Origin of the sequence: Marinovum sp. 2_MG-2023, assembly GCF_030548265.1 — a bacterium.
Classification (GTDB): Bacteria; Pseudomonadota; Alphaproteobacteria; order Rhodobacterales; family Rhodobacteraceae; genus Marinovum.
This window is the reverse complement of the sequence record NZ_JAUOSD010000002.1, coordinates 282424-297073: the sequence shown is the minus strand read 5'-3', so window position 1 is coordinate 297073 and position 14650 is coordinate 282424. Positions and strand designations below refer to the sequence as shown.

At 60.0% G+C, this 14650-nt stretch carries 15 protein-coding genes; 10 read left to right on the top strand and 5 right to left on the bottom strand.

Translation table 11 applies throughout. The annotated features are described in order from the left end of the window. Genes Q4577_RS04235 through Q4577_RS04205 form a run of 7 tightly spaced genes read left to right on the top strand, consistent with a single transcriptional unit; the run spans nt 1 to nt 7365 of the window. Nucleotides 1-1101 (top strand): amino acid ABC transporter permease, encoded by a 1101-nt coding sequence (locus Q4577_RS04235; RefSeq protein WP_303468529.1) that lies wholly within the window; start codon nt 1-3, stop codon nt 1099-1101. 13 nt (nt 1102-1114) lie between these two features. Next, complete coding sequence (locus Q4577_RS04230; RefSeq protein ID WP_303468531.1) at nt 1115-1855, top strand: amino acid ABC transporter ATP-binding protein; 741 nt, start codon at nt 1115-1117, stop codon at nt 1853-1855. Between the two features lie 26 nt (nt 1856-1881). After that, nucleotides 1882-2772: a 4-hydroxy-tetrahydrodipicolinate synthase gene (gene dapA / locus Q4577_RS04225; RefSeq protein ID WP_303468532.1), complete on the top strand. Its 891-nt coding sequence runs from the start codon at nt 1882-1884 to the stop codon at nt 2770-2772. 56 nt (nt 2773-2828) lie between these two features. Next, entirely contained in the window at nt 2829-4076 is a 1248-nt protein-coding gene (locus Q4577_RS04220; RefSeq protein ID WP_303468533.1) for an FAD-binding oxidoreductase, read from the top strand. A 13-nt stretch (nt 4077-4089) separates the two neighbouring features. Next, the gene (locus Q4577_RS04215; protein WP_303468534.1) at nt 4090-5565 is read left to right on the top strand and encodes an aldehyde dehydrogenase family protein; all 1476 of its coding nucleotides are present in this window, start codon (nt 4090-4092) and stop codon (nt 5563-5565) included. 5 nt (nt 5566-5570) lie between these two features. Then, a complete protein-coding gene (locus Q4577_RS04210; protein WP_303468535.1) occupies nt 5571-6587 on the top strand; it encodes a proline racemase family protein in 1017 nt (338 codons plus the stop codon). Between the two features lie 4 nt (nt 6588-6591). Further along, complete coding sequence (locus tag Q4577_RS04205; protein WP_303468536.1) at nt 6592-7365, top strand: pyrroline-5-carboxylate reductase; 774 nt, start codon at nt 6592-6594, stop codon at nt 7363-7365. Nucleotides 7366-7384: 19 nt separating this feature from the next. Here Q4577_RS04205 and Q4577_RS04200 read toward each other — a convergent pair whose 3' ends face one another. Beyond that, nucleotides 7385-8257 carry a LysR substrate-binding domain-containing protein gene (locus tag Q4577_RS04200; protein WP_303468537.1) on the bottom strand — a complete coding sequence of 291 codons (873 nt, stop codon included), beginning with the start codon at nt 8255-8257 and terminating at the stop codon, nt 7385-7387. A 126-nt stretch (nt 8258-8383) separates the two neighbouring features. On the opposite strand from Q4577_RS04200, the gene Q4577_RS04195 reads away from it, so the two are divergent. Both Q4577_RS04195 and Q4577_RS04190 read left to right on the top strand, forming a co-directional pair. After that, nucleotides 8384-9091, top strand: a complete 708-nt coding sequence (locus Q4577_RS04195) for an SDR family oxidoreductase (RefSeq protein ID WP_303468539.1) — start codon at nt 8384-8386, stop codon at nt 9089-9091. Nucleotides 9092-9115: 24 nt separating this feature from the next. Next, nucleotides 9116-10372 carry an FAD-binding oxidoreductase gene (locus Q4577_RS04190; protein WP_303468540.1) on the top strand — a complete coding sequence of 419 codons (1257 nt, stop codon included), beginning with the start codon at nt 9116-9118 and terminating at the stop codon, nt 10370-10372. Between the two features lie 157 nt (nt 10373-10529). On the opposite strand, the gene Q4577_RS04185 is transcribed toward Q4577_RS04190, so the two are convergent. From Q4577_RS04185 to Q4577_RS04175, 3 genes are all read right to left on the bottom strand, one after another. Next, nucleotides 10530-10706 carry a hypothetical protein gene (locus tag Q4577_RS04185; RefSeq protein WP_303468541.1) on the bottom strand — a complete coding sequence of 59 codons (177 nt, stop codon included), beginning with the start codon at nt 10704-10706 and terminating at the stop codon, nt 10530-10532. A 109-nt stretch (nt 10707-10815) separates the two neighbouring features. Further along, complete coding sequence (locus Q4577_RS04180) at nt 10816-11937, bottom strand: alanine/ornithine racemase family PLP-dependent enzyme (RefSeq protein WP_303468542.1); 1122 nt, start codon at nt 11935-11937, stop codon at nt 10816-10818. Next, complete coding sequence (locus Q4577_RS04175; protein ID WP_303468543.1) at nt 11934-13133, bottom strand: DUF1611 domain-containing protein; 1200 nt, start codon at nt 13131-13133, stop codon at nt 11934-11936. Before Q4577_RS04175 ends, Q4577_RS04180 begins: the two co-directional genes overlap by 4 nt. Before the next feature lie 624 nt (nt 13134-13757). On the opposite strand from Q4577_RS04175, the gene Q4577_RS04170 reads away from it, so the two are divergent. Next, nucleotides 13758-14039: a hypothetical protein gene (locus Q4577_RS04170; RefSeq protein WP_303468544.1), complete on the top strand. Its 282-nt coding sequence runs from the start codon at nt 13758-13760 to the stop codon at nt 14037-14039. Nucleotides 14040-14143: 104 nt separating this feature from the next. Here Q4577_RS04170 and Q4577_RS04165 read toward each other — a convergent pair whose 3' ends face one another. Then, nucleotides 14144-14371 carry a hypothetical protein gene (locus tag Q4577_RS04165; protein WP_303468545.1) on the bottom strand — a complete coding sequence of 76 codons (228 nt, stop codon included), beginning with the start codon at nt 14369-14371 and terminating at the stop codon, nt 14144-14146. Between the last annotated feature and the right edge of the window lie 279 nt (nt 14372-14650).

Genomic DNA, 14650 nt, shown 5'->3' with positions numbered 1-14650 from the left:
ATGACCATGACTGCAGAAACTGTACCCCATACCGTTCACATTCACGCGCCCACCCTGTGGCAGCGGATTCGGGCGAAATATTTCGCCACCCGCGTCGACGCGGTTGTCTCGCTGGTCTTCGCGGCTCTGACCTTGTGGGTGCTCTGGTCCCTGTTGGGCTGGGCGTTGTTCGATGCCACCTTTGGCGCCAACCGTGGCGATGTCTGCCGCGAAAACCTGCATGGCGGGGCCTGCTGGTCCGTGGTGTCCACCCGCTGGCGGATCGTCCTGTTCGGCCTCTACCCTTTCGAAGAACAATGGCGCTCGGGTCTGGCCTGCCTCGTCATGCTGGTTGTGGCGGTGCTGTCCTGCGTCCCGTGGTTCTGGTCGACGCGCCGACTGCCCATCCTGTGGCTGACGGGCTTTGGCATCTTCTATGTCCTGATGCGCGGTGGCTGGTTCGGGCTGGCCGAAGTAACAGAACAGAACTGGGGCGGCCTGTCGCTGACCGTGTTCATCTTTGCTGCGGTCAGCATTCTGGGCATGCCTTTGGCCATCGTCTTTGCCTTGCTGCGGCAATCCGATCTGCCGTGGATCGCCAAAACGATGGCCTTGATCATCGACACCATCCGCTCGCTGCCGCTGCTGTCGATCATGTTCACCTTTGCCATTGTCATGCCCTTCGTGCTTCCCGACTGGGCCATCGGGGACAAGCTCTATCGTGTGATCGTCGGTTATGCGCTGTTCTTTGCCTGCTATCAGGCCGAGATCATTCGCGGCGGCATGCAGGCCCTGCCGGCCGGTCAGGACGAGGCCGCCAAGGCACTTGGCCTGACCTATTGGCACCGGATCGGCCATGTCATCCTGCCACAGGCCTTCCGCAATGCGCTGCCGCCGACGATCAACCAATTCGTGATCACGTTCAAGGAAACCTCGCTTGTCACGATCATCGGGTTCTTTGACGTCATGGCCTCGGGGCGCGCCGCGTCGGGCACGGCGGAATGGAACTTCGCCGTGATCGAAATGTACGTGTTCGTCGGGCTGATCTTCTTTGTCTTCGTCTTCTCGCTGTCGCGCTACGGCGCCTATCTGGAACGCCGTCTCGATACCGGCCGACGCTAAAGGAGTGTTTCCAATGACCGCACCTGCCATTCGCATGCAAGGCATGAACAAATTCTACGGCCGTTTTCACGCGCTGAAAAACATCAACCTTGAGGTACAGCCCGGCGAAAAGATCGTGGTTTGCGGCCCCTCGGGGTCCGGGAAATCCACGATGATCCGCTGCATCAACCGGCTGGAGGAACACCAGTCCGGCCTGATCGAGGTCATGGGCACCGCTCTGGACGACAATGTCGATCACATTGATGAAATCCGGCGCGAGGCCGGGATGGTGTTCCAGAACTTCAACCTTTTCCCGCATATGACGGTGTTGGACAATTGCACCCTGGCCCCGATGCTGGCGCGCAGGATCGGACAGGCCGAGGCCAGAAAAATCGCCATGCAGTACCTTGAACGGGTCAAGATACCGGAACAGGCGCATAAATATCCCGGCCAGCTGTCCGGCGGCCAACAGCAACGGGTGGCCATCGCGCGGGCCCTGTGCATGGCGCCGCGCATCATGCTGTTCGATGAACCGACATCGGCGCTCGACCCCGAGATGATCTCGGAAGTTCTGGATGTGATGGTCGGGCTCGCCGAAGAGGGGATGACGATGGTCTGCGTCACCCACGAAATGGGCTTTGCCCGCAGGGTCGCCGACCGGGTGATCTTCATGGCCGATGGCGAAATCATTGAACAGGCCCCGCCGGACCAGTTCTTCGACAATCCGCAACACGCGCGCACAAAAACCTTTCTCAGCCAAATCGTCGGGCACTGAGCCCCGCCCAAAGAAGGAATGAAACCATGAGCTACAATGTAAAACTCTCGGGCGTGATGCCCGCGCTGGTCACGCCGTTCGATGCCGACAACAAGATCGATTTCGCGGCGTTCGAAAAACTGCTGACCCATTTCCGCCAGGCGGGTGTAACCGGCTGGGTGCCGAACGGATCAACCGGCGAATACTTCAGCATGTCGACCGAAGAACGCCGTCAGGTCCTGCAATTCGTGAAGGATTTCGCCAATGATGACGAGATCCTGATCGCCGGCACCAACGCGCCCGCCACCCGCGAAGTGATCGAACAGACCGCCTTGGCCAAGGAAATCGGCTATGACAACGTTCTGCTGGCGCCGCCCTTCTATACCCGTCCGACCCAGGACGAGCTGATCACGCATTATGAATGCGTGCTGGCCGAGGTCGATGTCAATCTGGTGCTCTACAGCTACCCGGCCAAGGACGGCGGCGATATCAGTTTCGAATTGATGGATCATTTCGCCGACAATCCGCGTGTCATCGGCATCAAGGAAAGCTCTGGCGTGTTGCAGCGCGCCATCGACATCGCCACCCGCTACGAGGGCAAGATCCAGCTGGTCTCCGGTTCGGACGATATCGCGCTCGACTTCATGTTCTGGGGGGCGGACAGCTGGATCTGTGGTCCGTCCAACTTTCTGGCCCAGGCCTGCTGTGATCTGGACCGGGCCTACAAGGCGGGTGAACTGGCCAAGGCCAAGGACATCATGGTCAAACTCTACCGCGCGATGAACATCCTTGAAAGCGGCAAGTTCGCGCAGAAAATCAAATATGGCTGCGCGTTGCAGGGTCTGCCGGTGGGCGAATGTCGCGCACCGCTTGGCCCCCTGACCGAGACCGAAAAAGCCGAACTGAAAGACGCGCTGGCACCGATCCAGGCCATGTGATCCCTGTATTCGGGGTGGTCCCGGCCGCCCCGAACCCAACGACCAAGGTGCATGCCATGAGCACAGCAAAAACAACATCCACAATTGTCGTCGGTGCCGGTGTGATCGGCGCCGCCATCGCGCATGACCTGCAAAAGCGGGGCCGAAACGTCACCTTGGTCGACCGCAATGCCCCCGGTTCCGGCGCGTCATACGGCAACATGGCGTCGATTGCGGTGTCGGAATTCATGCCCGTGGCGCGGCCCTCCACATGGCGGCAGATCCCCGGCTGGATGATCGACCCGGAAGGCCCGATCCGGGTCAGCCCGCGCTACATGCCGCGCCTGATCCCGTGGTTCATCCGCTTTCTTGCCGCCAGCCGCCCTTCGGCGGTCCGCCGATTGGAAACCGCCGGCGCGGCCCTGTGCCAACGCGCGCTGGTTGATACCCAGACATTGATGGCGGACCTCGGCATCGCGGATCAGCTGTCGCAAACCGGATGCCTGTCCCTTTATGCCAACGAGGCCGAATTTCAGGCCGACCGGGAACGCATCGACATGCTGGACCGGTTCGATTTCGACTACGACGTGCTGGATGCGCCCGCCCTTCGCAGGCTGGAACCGGAAATCACCGACCAGATCACCAAGGCGGTTCTGTTGCCCGACAACCGCACCGTGGCCGACCCCGGCAGATTGGTGAAACGGCTGGTCACGCGGTTCGAGACCATGGGCGGGATCCTGCGCCGGGCGCGTGTCACCGGATTTGACCGCAGCACCCGGATCACCGGCGTCCGTCTGGGGGCCGAGGTTCTGCGCGCAGACGAAGTCATCCTTTGCGCGGGGGCCTTCACAGCGCGGCTCTCTCGAATGCTGGGCGAACCGATGCCGCTTGAAACCGAACGCGGCTACCATACCCAGATCATGGCGCCGGGGATCGAGATGGCGCATTCCATCATCTGGCCGGCCCGGGCCTTCATGGTCAGCCCGACCGCGGGGGGCATCCGCGTGGGGGGCACGGTGGAAATGGCCGGGCTGGACGCCGCCCCCGACTATCGCCGATCCCGGATCACGGTCCGCCGCGCATGCGAAGCCCTGCCAAACCTGAAAGTGCAGGATTTCACCGAATGGATGGGGCACCGACCGGCCGTGCCCGACACGATCCCGGTCATGTCTGCCTCGGCCAGGACACCGGGCGTGTTCTACGCCACGGGCCACGGTCACCTCGGCCTGACGCAGGCGGCGACATCTGCGCTGCTGATGGGTGATCTGATCACCGGCACTCGCCCCGCCATCGACATGTCCCCATACCGAATTGACCGTTTCTGAAGGAAGTCACACCATGCACAACCAACTATTCATCAATGGCGCATGGGTTGCGCCCGCATCCGGTCACATGTTCGATGTGGTCGACCCCTCTGACCGGTCCGTGTTTCATCAGGTCGCAGCCGGCAGCGCCGTCGATGTGGATGTGGCGGTCAAAGCCGCGCGCGCGGCATTCGACCACGGGCCATGGCCCCGGATGCGCGGCGCAGACCGTGCCCGGATTCTGCGCAAAATGGGGAATGAAATCACCGCCCGAACCGAGGAACTGGCCCGCATGGAGGTGCGCGACAACGGCAAACCCCTGCCCGAAGCGATCTGGGATATCGAAGACACCGCCGCGTGTTTCCTCTTCTACGCGGAACTGGCAGAGCGCCACGACAACACCCCCGACCAGGACATCACCCTGTCGATGGATCAGTTCACATCCAAAGCGGTGCAAGAGCCGGTGGGCGTGGCCGGGGCGATCATCCCGTGGAATTTCCCGATGCTCATGGCCGCATGGAAGGTTGCCCCGGCCTTGGCGGCGGGCTGCACCATGGTGTTGAAACCATCGGAACTGACCCCCCTCACCGCGCTGGAACTGGGCGGGATCGCACAGAATGCCGGGCTGCCGGCCGGTGTCTTGAATATCATCACCGGTTTTGGCCCGGATGCGGGACAACCGCTGAGCGAACATCCCGGCGTCGACAAGCTTGCCTTTACCGGGTCGGTTCCGACCGGATCGCGCATCATGGCCACCGCCGCGCGCGACATCAAAACCATCTCGCTCGAGCTTGGCGGAAAATCCCCGATGGTGGTGTTTGAAGATGCAGACATCACCGAAGCCATCGAATGGATCCTGTTCGGGATTTTCTGGAACCAGGGAGAGGTCTGTTCAGCCACCAGCCGGGTGCTTGTCCATCAGGATATCTATCCCGCGTTGATGGAACGATTGGTGGCAGAGGCCCGCAAGATCAAGATCGGGCACGGGTTGGAAAATGGCGTTCTTCTCGGGCCATTGGTCAGCCAATCCCAGCATGAAAAGGTGCTGGCCGCCATTGAAAAGGGCATGACCGAAGCCACGCTGGCGACCGGCGGCGGCGTGCCGGATGGGTTGGAACACGGCTGTTATGTCGAGCCCACGATTTTCACCGATGTGCCGCTTGATGCCTGGATCTGGAACGAAGAAATCTTTGGCCCTGTCGTCTGCATCCGCCAGTTTGCCACCGAAGACGAGGCGATCACCCAGGCAAACGGGTCGCGTTTCGGCCTTGCGGCGGCGGTTCTGTCCAATGATCTGGAGCGCGCCGACCGGGTTGCCCGCGCCCTGCGGGCCGGGATTGTCTGGATCAACTGTTCCCAGCCGACCTTTGTCGAGGCCCCCTGGGGCGGCTACAAACAATCCGGCATCGGGCGCGAACTGGGGGAATGGGGGTTCAACAATTACCTCGAAACCAAACAAATCACGACCTATGACCGCTCCGAACCCTGGGGCTGGTATATCAAGGAATAATCCACATGCGCTGGAAACGTACGCTTCAGACTGTTGATGTCCATTGCGCCGGAGAAATCGGGCGGGTCATCACCGGCGGGGTTCTGGACATCCCCGGTGACACGATGGCGGCCAAGCTGGCCCATATCAACGAAGTTGATGACAGCCTGCGCCGCTGGCTCTGCTCCGAACCTCGCGCCGCGGCAAATCACAGCTTTGTGCTGATCCCCCCCGCCTGTCACCCAGAGGCCGATTTCGGGATGATCGTGCTTCAGACTGATCGGGCCCACGCCATGTCCGGGTCAAATTCGATGTGCGCCGTGACCGCCATTCTGGAAACCGGCATGATGGAGATGGTCGAACCGGAAACCGTGGTGACCCTGGACACCGCCGCCGGTCTGGTCCGGGCCACGGCCGCCTGCCGCGATGGCAAGGTCACGGGCGTCAGCCTCGACATGCCGCCGGCCTTTGTTGCGATTTCCGGCGCAGAGATCGAAACGCCGGATTGGGGCCGCGTGGTGTATGATCTGTGTTATGGCGGCGTGTTCTATGCCCTGGTGGATGTGGATCAGATCGGATCGCGTATCGCGCCGGAAAACGCACGTGAGCTGGCCGAAAAAGGTGTTGCCCTGCGCGATCTGATCGCCGCACAGACCAATATCGTACACCCGGAAATCGCCCAGTTGCATGGGCTGGCCTATGTCATGTTCCGATCATGCGACGCGGATGGCGGCCTGCGCACCTGTACGACGCTGAAACCGGCCCGCACCGACCGCTCGCCCTGCGGGACGGGTACCAATTCCACCATGGCCGTGTTACACGCGACCGGAGATATTGCACCGGGCGACAGGATCATAACGCGGTCGATCATCAACGGGGAATTCAGCGCGGAACTGCTGGGAGAGGCCCAGATCGGCCCCTACAAGGGCAGCCGCGTGCGGATCACCGGCCAATGCTGGATTTATGGGATCTCGCAGATCGGGCTGGACCCGGGCGATCCGTTCCCAAGCGGATTTATCCTGTCGGACACATGGGGGGGATGACGACGTGAAACTGGGATTTATCGGAACAGGCGTCATAACAGACGCAATTGTGCGCGGGCTTTTGCGCGCGGCCCACCCCGCATCCAACATCCTTGTCTCCCGCCGGAACCAGGACATCTCGGCCGGGCTGGCCCGGTTGTCGCCGCTGGTGCGCATTTGCGACGACAACCAGACTATTGTCGACGAGGCCGACATCGTCTTTCTTGCCGTCCGCCCCCAGCACGCCGAACAGGTTCTGGCGCCGCTTGTCTTTGGCCCCGACCGCCAGATTGTCAGCCTGATCGCCACGATCCCAAGTGATCGCATCCGCGAATGGACCCATCCCAAAGCCCGAATCTGTCGCGCCATCCCATTGCCATCCGTAGAGAATCTGTCCGGCGTCACCGCGATCTTCCCGGCACCCCCCTTGGTGAAAGCGCTGTTTGCCAGCCTGGGCGAGGCCGTTGTCGCCGAGACAATCGAAGCCTTCGATGCCTATGCCGCCACCAGCGCGCTGATGGGACTTTACTTCGGTGTGTCCGAAACCGCCGCCCGGTGGATGCAGGCCCAGGGTGCCAGCCACGAAGATGCCCGCGCCTATCTGGCGGGGGTGTTTCAGGGGCTGGCCGACACCGCAACCGGTTCGACCAACAAGAGTTTCGAACAACTTCGCCTCGATCACACGACCCCCGGCGGTCTCAACGCGCAGATGTTTCAGGTGTTTCAGGACGCGCAGGGCGTGCAGGCTCTCGAAGCGGCCCTCGACAGTGTCGCAGATCGCATTCGGAAAATGCACTGATCACGCGGCTTTGGTCGGATCAGCTTTGGGCGATCAGCCAATCCCGCACGATGGACACAAGCACCGGGTGGCGCGGCTCCCTTGGCGCAACGACGAAATACCCCTCGTCGGTTGTGAGGGAAAATGAAAACGGCTGGCACAGACGCTTTTCCCGCAGGTCCGCTTCGACAAGCGCCCGGTTGGTCAACGCCACCCCCTGACGGGCAATCGCGGCATCAATGGCAAGCGAGGTCTGATTGAAATTCATTGATTTGACACCGCCTACCGGCACATCGCCAAGCGCGGCTTGCAGGAAAACCGGCCAATGGCCATGCGCATCCTCCAGCAGGACATGATGCAGCAAATCCACAGGCGCGCGAATGGCGGTCGGCCCAACCGTCAGATCGGGATGGCACACCGCAATCACTTCGGAATCGAACAACGGATCGGCCAGAAGACCCGGACCAAAGGGCGGTTTGCCTTGCCGCACAGCAATATCGATTCCGTCGTTCTGGAAATTTGCCAATGCAAAAGACGCATCCAGCCGCAGGCGAATATCGGGATGCCGGGATGCAAATTCCCCAAGCCGAGGCACCAGCCACCGTGTTGCAAAAGACGGTGTCGAACTGATCGTCACCACAGCATCCCGAGGCGCAAGATTTTCAGTGGCCTCCGCGATCATGTCAAAGGCCCTGCGCAATGGCGGAAGGTATCGGCGGCCTTCGTCGGTCAATGACAATCCGCGCGCATGACGCTCGAACAACTTGATATTCAATAGATTTTCAAGGGACCGCACCTGTTGCGCCACCGCGCCCTGGGTCACTGACAATTCTTCAGCGGCCAATCGGAAATTAAGATGCCGCCCCGCGGCCTCAAAAGCCTTCAAGGAATTCAGGGGAGGGATGTTGCGCATGCAGGGGCCCCGGTTGTGACAGTAGAATATCTACAGATCTAACGCAGAATATCTGATTAGTCAAAACAGCCGCGCCAGCCCATTTTGACCCCAGGGAAATTCACATCAACGCAAAGGAGAATGACCATGTCCGACAAGAAAGTTGCAATCATCATGGGTGGCGGCAGCGGCATGGGCGCCGACAGTGCCCGCCGTCTTGCCGCCGACGGTTTCCACGTTGCGATCCTGTCATCCTCCGGCAAAGGCGAGGCACTGGCCGGGGATCTGGGGGGCATCGGCCTGACCGGCACCAACAAATCCAGCGAAGACATGCAGAAACTGGTCGACGCCGCCATGGAAAAATGGGGCCGCATTGATGTGCTGGTCAACTCGGCCGGCCACGGCCCCCGCGCGCCGGTGCTCGAAATCAGCGACGCAGATTGGCATGAAGGCATGGAGGTCTATTTCCTGAATTCCGTGCGCGCCACCCGCATCGTCGCGCCGATCATGATCGCCCGGAAATCCGGCACCATCATCAACATCTCGACCTTCGCGGCCTTCGAACCCGATCCGATCTTTCCGACATCCGGCGTCATGCGCGCGGGTCTGGCCGCCTATACCAAACTGTTCGCCGACAAATATGCCCCGGACAATGTGCGCATGAACAACGTGTTGCCGGGTTTTATCGACAGCCTGCCGGAAAACGCCGATTGGAAAGCCCGCGTTCCGATGGGCCGCTACGGCAGCTCTTATGACGAAATCGCGGCCACCGTGGCGTTCCTCGCCTCGGACGGCGGCGCCTATATCACCGGCCAGAATATCCGCGTCGACGGCGGCATCACCCGCTCGGTCTGAGACAACACTCAAAGGACATATGACATGACACTGAAACCCACCTCTCACGATGGGCTGTTCAAGATCGACCTGCCCCCGGTCGACACCACCCCGAAGCATGACCACTATGACGTTGTCATCATCGGCGGCGCGACAATGGGCGCCTGCACCGCCTGGTTCCTGGCCTCGAACCCCGATTTTCGGGGCCGTGTCCTGATTGTCGAACGCGACAAAAGCTATCTTCAGGCGCAGACAGCTGCCTCGAACAATTGCATGCGCCAGCAATTCGCCAATCCGATCAACGTGAAAATCGGCCAATACGCCGCCGAATTCCTGCGCAACTTCCGCGAAAACCTCGGCGGTGATCCGGCGGTGCCGGAGCTGAGCATTCGCAACTTTGGCTATCTGTATCTGTCCGACGGACCGGAGCTGACCAAGGTGCTGCAACGCGACCAATCGGTTCAGCAGGAATGCGGCGCAGGCACAAAAATGGTCACGCCCAAGGACATCGCAGCCGAGTATCCGTTCTACAACCTGTCCGACATCGAAGCAGGCAGTCTCAACACCGTGGACGAAGGTTATTACAACGCGCCGCTGATGGTGGAATGGCTGCTGCGCAAATCCATCGAGACCGGGGTCGAATACATCGAAAACGAAGTCGCTTCGATTGCACGCGATGGCGACAAGGTGACCGGGGTCACGCTTGCCTCCGGTGAAACGGTGACGGTCGGTCACGTGGTCAACGCCTCGGGCACCCGCGCGGGTCAGGTTGCCGACATGGCGGGGCTGACGCTCGATATTCAACCCAAGCGGCGCTATACCTTTATCTTCAAGGCGAAACAGCCCCTTGACCGCGATCTGCCGCTGACCATCGACCCGACCGGCGTGCATTTCCGCCAATTCGGCGACAATTATCTGGTCGGCTGTCCGCCACTGGGCGATGACGCGACCGTGGGCGTTGACGATTTCAGTGCCGAGGCCACTATCTGGCAGGACAAGGTGCATCCGATCATTTCGAACCGCATTCCGCAGTTCAAGGATGTCGAGGTCATCGACTTCTGGATCGGGCATTATGATTTCAACACCTTTGACTACAATGTCGTCATCGGACCGCATGACAAGGTGTCTAATTTCCATTTCACCAACGGCTCATCCGGCCATGGTTCGCAACAGGGCCCGGCCGTCGGGCGTGGCGTGGCCGAGCAGATCATCTATGGCGCGTTCCGCAGCATGGATCTGTCGCCCTTCCTTTATGAACGGTTCGCCAAAGGGGAACGGGTCGTCGAACGCGCCGTGATCTGATCGAAACAACGGGCGCTGGCAGACCTAGCCAGCGCTCTCACACCTGATGGGGAAATGGGCGGTGCAGCACGTCCCAACACCGGGCGGATTGCCGGGTTCCGTCTCTCTGCACTCCGCGGCAAATGCCGTCTGATCAACGACCCACCCCAAATCTCGGTTACCGCTTGGTACCATTTGCGGCGGCGCGCGCCTTGCGCATTGTTTTGGCCTTCGCCCCGGATGGTGTGTTCGCTTCTCTTTCAAGCCGCGCGTTGCGCAATCTGGAGTTCTTTGCATGGCGCTGCTCCGCTTCTTCGTCGACCATTTGTCTGACGACACGTGTCGTCTTTTCCATCGGGGTTTCCGGTTTGGCACCATGGGCTTTGGACAGAGTCTTTTTTGTAAGCTTAAGCAATTTTCCGTTTCCTTTGTGATTTACGACCGCGTGGATCAAACGACCCCCGTCAAACCGGCACCAGATGCGCAAACCTGCTTTCGGTGCGCGCTGAAAATCCCGGAAGTGGGGTGTCCAGCAGAGCAACCTTGATGTCCGGCGCGGCCATGGCATGCATCAACGCAGTGTAATTCATCTGGAACCTCACCTCGGCACCCACCTTTGGCAGGGATCGGGTTGTCCCAACCACAAGATGGTCGCTGGTCGCACCGATCAATGTGCACCCAACAGGCATGGAAAGCCCCGGAATGTCGGTGTCCTGTTGCCCCATCGCGAGGATCATTCGCGCCGCGGCCGCAGGGCGTGTCGCAAGGCGAAGCCGTTCCGAAGTTGCGGCAATCAGGGCAATAGGGGAAGGCGGGGGTTTTGCATCCGTTTCGATAACTTCGGCAACCAGCGTAAAGGCATCCGTATGCATGCCGTCAATCCGGTCCCCGGACAGGGGCTCAACCCCCAGAAGGATCGCCTCGCCCAGACGAAGATCGTTGACACGCCCCGTCGCGCATTCACCAAGCGCCCAGGGCAAGTTGGCGGAGTTGCCACCAGACACCAGTTTGAGCATTGGGCCGCATGTACCCTCGATTTCCTTCGCGAGGTCGCTAAAAGCGGCCATTTGCAGCGCCGTCGGGCGAAGCCCGCTCAGACAGGCAAAGTTCGCGCCAATGCCCTTTAACGCGACCCCGGGCATTCTTGTGACCTGCCGCGCAATTTCAGCCAGGTTTTCCGGCAAAATACCTTCGCGCAGATCGCCCATCTCGACCATCAGTATGACATCGTGAACCCTGCCCTTGCGGATCGCGGCGGACGCCAAGGCCGAAATAACCGGGATCTCTGTATTATAGCTCGCGTCGCAGGACCGGACGACCTGATCAACCTGGCTCAACATCGGCGTTCGGATCAGCGTGATGCGGCCTGTCATGCCTGCCGCACGCAATCTTTGCACATTGCGGATCCGCGCATCGGCAAGCCCCACAGCCCCACCATCAAGCATGGCCTGAGCGATCGCAGGATGCCCGCAAACAGCCTTGGTCACGCCTGCAACGCTGATCCCGCGCCGCGCCAATCGTTTGACGAGCGTCCGGGTGTTATGTCTGATCTTGCGCAGGTCCACTTCGATGCGCGGGCCGCTCATACCGTTGCCACGGCTGGCCTTTGCGTCAATTCCGGGTACGCGGCAAGAACCATCGAAAGCAGATCGGCAACCGGCCGGGCCAATGCATCGGTGACGGGCAAGCCAAGCTCTTGGGATTGCGCCGCGATGGTGTCGGTCACTTCGACCTCGGACATCCCCTCGTGATTAAGGGTAACACCGATCACCTTGGTATCGGCAAAGGCTTCAATCAAAGCGATCTCACTTGATGACGTCGGCATCGCCATATTAGGAAAATCACAGCGGTGGATGCGTTTCGGCGCGTGCTGAAGGATGACGGCGTCTGGCTGACTCCCCCGCAGGATAAAGGCAGATGTGCAAAAGGCCGGGTGGCTGAGCGCACCCTGACCTTCGATCAGGATCACATCGGGCTGTTCGGCATCAGACGCGGCAACAATCGCGCCCTCAAGCTCGCCACAACAGAACTGCGGCGGCACAGCATCCATTGCGATGCCGTATTTCGCGCCCTGCATCAGGCCGGTCTGGCCGGTGCCGACAAGCACGGTCTTGATGCCCTGCGCATTCAACGCGCGCGCCAAGACGGTGGCCGTTGTCCGCTTGCCAATGGCACAATCGGTGCCAAGAACCGCAATACGCAGCGCTTTGACACCAGCAACACTGCCGTCAAACAGGCGCATATCCTTGCTGGGTTTCGGCTTGCGGATGTCGCGGATCGTGACATTTCGCCTGGATGCGGCACTGGCTATCTCTGCGTCATCGCTCAGATATTCATGCAGCCCGCTGACGATGTTCATGCCATGCGCAATCGCATTCAAAACAACACCCCGATCCGAAGCTGACAAACGCCCAGTCGAGGGGGCCATGCCATAGATCAGCGTATCGGGCGTGACGGCTTCATGGGCGACTGCCGCCTCCAGATGATCAAAGATCGGTATTTGGTTCACCCTTTGGTCAAGCACAGTGCCGCTGTCTTGTCCGCTATGGGTGCTGTCGATGACGGAAAGGATGCGATACGCTTGCGAATGACGGACAAGACCATTCGCAGTCTTGCCATCAATTTGCGCGAAATTTCCCTCGCAATAGACAACTGCCGTTGGTGCGCCTGAGGTCGGCCTGATCGATGTCCGGCTTACCGGGCTGATCAATGTGTTTGGTGGCGCTTGCGCGCCGCTGGCCGGACGGCGGATGGTATCGACGGTGTCAGATTTGGTTTCCATTTTATTTCCCTTGATCCGTTGGCACGGAGGACAGAATCGTCCTCACCTGCGCATTTCGAAGTGGGTCGGTGCCGTGGCGCGCGCCGGGTTGTTCGGCACGCACTTCCCTTTTAGGTTTTGATTATTACCGTTGAATTTCAACAGGTTAGAAGTCCGTCCCAGATACGCCTGTTCGGGACCTCATCCATGTGCTCCGCGATCCAATGCGGATGAAGCGGTCACAATGATCCCGGATGCGCGCGATGGCATCGGCAGTCGTCCCAAACATCAAATCCTTACCAAAGGACGTGACAACTGAATTTTCATGATGAGGGTCATGGCCCGCCCTGGCAGAGCGGATGCGCCCGTGCCGCAGGAACCACAACTTCGTATCTGTCACATAGTCCTATGGCGACGGAAATACAACGCTTGTGACACAGGCCTCACATCGCAGGCCCCCAAGGACCCTTTCGCACACGATGCAATGAACCCGCACCGCGCCCCTTGAACCAGAGGCCAGCACATCGACAAAACAATCGCGATAGGGCTTGCAAGCCCATCCAAGGCAGTCACATAGCATCAACGCATGTTTCGTCCGGCCATGCACTCTGCCAGAGCGGCCGGACACACCCTAAGGAAATGCCCATGACGCACGCAAACGACAGCACAACCAAAGTTCACTATATCTGTCAGACCTATCTGGAACAGAAACCCGGGCGTGACGGCTCCGTCGGCCTGAAGATCGGGAAGCAGTTCCAATATTCCACCGCAGCAGAAGCACAGAATAGAGCGGAACGGGAGGCCCAGTCCGAGGGGTGCGCGGGTGCGGATGCCTATATGATCAGCGAAGACCCAAACAGTGGCGAAGTCGGGTCACCGACCTTCCTTGTCAGGTTGGGGAACGTTCCGGAATTTGATGATTTCTAGCACAGAAGTGTGCTCGGCAAACCTGAACCGCACGCCAAGATGCATCCGACCTAGAAATCGCCTTGACCCGCGGTTTTGCTACAGCTTTGGACGCCCGGCCGAGATCACGCCGGGCACCCCGGTTCTCGTGGTGATCCACGGAAATATGCGCAGCCCGGAACGATTGCGTCACGACCTCGCAAGGGGTCTCGCGCATCCCGATCTATCTCGAACGCCCGGAGCGCGGCCTCTTCGCGGTTCATCACAATATGCAGCTGGCTGATGGCGCCGTCTGACAAAAAGGCCACATCTTCATAGGTTTCGGCATGGCCAAAGATGATCCAGGGCGGCATCCGGGTTAGCCTGTGGTAGTCATTGATCCAATCAAGCCGGGTGTATATCGCGACACAAGGCTACCGCGCGGCGGCGCTTTTATTGACACAATGATGCAAAAAGCGCCCCAACCTGCAATTAGTGGAAATGTCCAGTAAATTTTCATTATCGGACATCTGGAAGAACACTCAACAACACATGTCAAAATCGCGTTCAGAAGCGTCATAACGGCCCTCGATCAATGCGCGCGGCACCAGAGATCCCCTTAATGTGCACCCTGCCCCGGCCTTGTTTTGTGC